At 68.4% G+C, this 4,149-nt stretch carries 1 protein-coding gene; it reads left to right on the top strand.

Annotated features, from left to right (window positions below):
* Positions 1-4,149, top strand: a 4,149-nt coding sequence (locus DKG74_RS21910; RefSeq protein WP_279340907.1) for a beta strand repeat-containing protein, incomplete at both ends; no start/stop codon positions are given.

Raw genomic sequence — 4,149 nt, 5'->3', positions numbered from 1 at the left:
CGGCGTGACCTATGCGGGCTTCGTGGCCGGTGAAGGCGTCGGCGACCTGGGCGGGACGCTGAGCTACGGCGGCACGGCGCAGGGCGCGGTGAATGCCGGGAGCTATACGATCACGGCCGGGGGGCTGAGCTCGGGCAACTACGCCATCAGCTATGGGGCCGGCAGCTTGACGGTGAACCAGGCGGCGCTGACGGTAACCGCTGCCAACGCGACGAAGACCTACGACGGCCAGTCCTTCAACGGCGGCAATGGCGTGACCTATGCCGGCTTCGTGGCGGGCGAGGACGCCGGCGATCTGGGCGGGACGCTGAGCTACGGCGGCACGTCGCAGGGCGCGGTGAATGCCGGGAGCTACACGATCACGGCCGGGGGCCTGAGCTCGGGCAACTACGCCATCAGCTATGTCGCGGGCAGCTTGACGGTGAACCAGGCGGCGCTGACGGTAACCGCTGCCAACGCGACGAAGACCTATGACGGCCAGTCCTTCACGGGCGGCGCTGGCGTGACCTACAGCGGTTTCGTGGCGGGTGAAGGCGCCGGCGACCTGGGCGGGACGCTGAGCTACGGCGGCACGGCGCAGGGCGCGGTGAATGCCGGGAGCTACACGATCACGGCCGGGGGCCTGACTTCGGGCAACTACGCCATCAGCTATGTCGGCGGGACGCTGAACGTCGATCGCAAGGCGCTGACGGTAACCGCTGCCAATACGACGAAGACCTATGACGGCGTGGCCTTCAACGGCGGCAATGGCGTGACCTATGCGGGCTTCGTGGCGGGTGAGGACGCGGGCGATCTGGGCGGGACGCTGAGCTATGGCGGCACGGCCCAGGGCGCGGTGAATGCAGGGAGCTACACGATCACGGCCGGGGGGCTGAGCTCGGGCAACTACGCCATCACCTATGTGGCGGGCAGCTTGACGGTGAACCAGGCGGCGCTGACGGTAACCGCTGCCAACGCGACGAAGACGTATGACGGCGTGGCCTTCACGGGCGGCGCTGGCGTGACCTACGCCGGTTTCGTGGTGGGCGAGGACGCGGGTGACCTGGGCGGGACGTTGAGCTACGGCGGTGCGGCCCAGGGCGCGGTGAATGCCGGGAGCTACACGATCACGGCCGGGGGCCTGACTTCGGGCAACTACGCCATCAGCTATGTCGGCGGGACGCTGAACGTCGATCGCAAGGCGCTGACGGTAACCGCTGCCAATACGACGAAGACCTATGACGGCGTGGCCTTCAACGGCGGCAATGGCGTGACCTATGCGGGCTTCGTGGCGGGTGAGGACGCGGGCGATCTGGGCGGGACGCTGAGCTATGGCGGCACGGCCCAGGGCGCGGTGAATGCAGGGAGCTACACGATCACGGCCGGGGGGCTGAGCTCGGGCAACTATGCCATCACCTATGTGGCGGGCAGCTTGACGGTGAACCAGGCGGCGCTGACGGTGACGGCGTCGAACGCGACCAAGACCTACGACGGCCAGTCCTTCAACGGCGGCAATGGCGTGACCTATGCGGGCTTCGTGGCGGGTGAGGACGCGGGCGATCTCGGCGGGACGCTGAGCTATGGCGGTACGGCGCAGGGCGCGGTGAATGCCGGCAGCTACACGATCACGGCCGGCGGCCTGAGTTCGGGCAACTACGCCATCAGCTATGTCGGCGGGACGCTGAGCATCGATCGCAAGGCGCTGACCATCACGGTGTCGAACGCGACGAAGACCTACGACGGCCAGTCCTTCACGGGCGGCGCCGGCGTGACCTATGCGGGCTTTGTGGCGGGTGAAGGCGTCGGCGACCTGGGCGGGGCGCTGAGCTACGGCGGCACGGCACAGGGCGCGGTGAATGCCGGCAGCTACACGATCACGGCCGGCGGCATGAGCTCGGGCAACTACGCCATCAGCTATGTCGGCGGAACGCTGAACGTCGATCGCAAGGCGCTGACCATCACGACGTCAGATGCGACGAAGACCTACGACGGCGTGGCCTTCAACGGCGGCGTCGGCGTGACCTATGCCGGCTTCGTGGCGGGCGAGGACGCCGGCGATCTGGGCGGGACGCTGAGCTACGGCGGCACGTCGCAGGGCGCGGTGAATGCCGGCAGCTACACGATCACGGCCGGGGGGCTGACTTCGGACAACTATGCCATCAGCTACGTCGGCGGGACGCTGATCGTCGATCGCAAGGCGCTGACGGTGACCGCTGCCAACGCGACGAAGACGTATGACGGTGTCGCGTTCAACGGCGGCGCCGGCGTGACCTATGCGGGCTTCGTGGCCGGTGAAGGCGTCGGCGACCTGGGCGGGGCGCTGAGCTATGGCGGCACGGCGCAGGGCGCGGTGAATGCCGGGAGCTATACGATCACGGCCGGGGGCTTGAGCTCGGGCAACTATGCCATCAGCTATGTCGCGGGCAGCTTGACGGTAAACCAGGCGGCGCTGACGGTGACCGCTACCAACGCGACGAAGACCTACGACGGCGTCGCGTTCAACGGTGGCAGCGGCGTGACCTATGCGGGCTTTGTGGCGGGTGAAGGCGTCGGCGACCTGGGCGGGACGCTGAGCTATGGCGGCACGGCGCAAGGCGCGGTGAATGCCGGGAGCTACACGATCACGGCCGGCGGCCTGAGTTCGGGCAACTACGCCATCAGCTACGTGGCGGGCAGCTTGACGGTGAACAAGGCGGCGCTGACGGTGGCGGCGTCCGACGCGACGAAGACCTATGACGGCCAGTCCTTCACGGGTGGCGCCGGTGTGACCTACGCCGGCTTCGTGGCGGGTGAGGACGCGGGTGACCTGGGCGGGACGCTGAGCTATGGCGGCACGGCCCAGGGCGCGGTGAATGCCGGGAGCTACACGATCACGGCCGGGGGGCTGAGCTCGGGCAACTATGCCATCACCTATGTGGCGGGCAGCTTGACGGTGAACCAGGCGGCGCTGACGGTGACCGCTGCCAACGCGACGAAGACCTACGACGGCGTCGCGTTCAACGGTGGCAGCGGCGTGACCTATGCGGGCTTCGTGGCGGGTGAAGGCGTCGGCGACCTGGGCGGGACGCTGAGCTATGGCGGCACGGCGCAAGGCGCGGTGAACGCCGGGAGCTACACGATCACGGCCGGGGGCCTGAGCTCGGGCAACTACGCCATCAGCTATGTCGGCGGGACGCTGAGCATCGATCGCAAGGCGCTGACGGTAACCGCTGCCAATACGACGAAGACCTACGACGGCGTCGCCTTCAACGGTGGCAGCGGCGTGACCTACGCCGGCTTCGTGGCCGGTGAGGACGCCGGTGACCTGGGCGGGACACTGAGCTACGGCGGTACGGCGCAGGGCGCGGTGAATGCCGGGAGCTACACGATCACGGCCGGGGGGCTGACTTCGGACAACTATGCCATCAGCTACGTCGGCGGGACGCTGAACGTCGATCGCAAGGCGCTGACCATCACGGCGTCGAATGCGACGAAGACCTACGACGGCGTGGCCTTCACGGGTGGTAATGGCGTGACCTACGCCGGCTTCGTGGCGGGCGAGGACGCCGGCGATCTGGGCGGGATACTGAGCTACGGCGGCACAGCCCAGGGCGCGGTGAATGCCGGCAGCTACACGATCACGGCCGGGGGCCTGACTTCGGGCAACTACGCCATCAGCTATGTCGCGGGCGGCCTGACGGTGAACCAGGCGGCGCTGACGGTAACCGCGGCCAACGCGACGAAGACCTACGACGGCCAGTCCTTCACGGGCGGCGTCGGCGTGACCTATGCGGGCTTCGTGGCCGGTGAAGGCGTCGGCGACCTGGGCGGGACGCTGAGCTACGGCGGCACGGCGCAGGGCGCGGTGAATGCCGGCAGCTATACGATCACGGCCGGGGGCCTGAGCTCGGGCAACTACGCCATCAGCTATGTCGGCGGAACGCTGAGCATCGATCGCAAGGCGCTGACGGTAACCGCTGCCAACGCGACGAAGACCTATGACGGCCAGTCCTTCACGGGCGGCGCTGGCGTGGCCTACAGCGGTTTCGTGGCGGGTGAAGGCGCCGGCGACCTGGGCGGGGCGCTGAGCTATGGCGGCACGGCGCAGGGCGCGGTGAATGCCGGGAGCTATACGATCACGGCCGGGGGTCTGAGCTCGGGCAACTACGCCATCAGCTATGTCGGCGGGAC

Source organism: Zavarzinia aquatilis, from assembly GCF_003173035.1.
GTDB lineage: Bacteria > Pseudomonadota > Alphaproteobacteria > Zavarziniales > Zavarziniaceae > Zavarzinia > Zavarzinia aquatilis.
The sequence above is the reverse complement of the archived record's forward strand: the minus strand, read 5'-3'. Positions and strand labels throughout refer to the sequence as shown.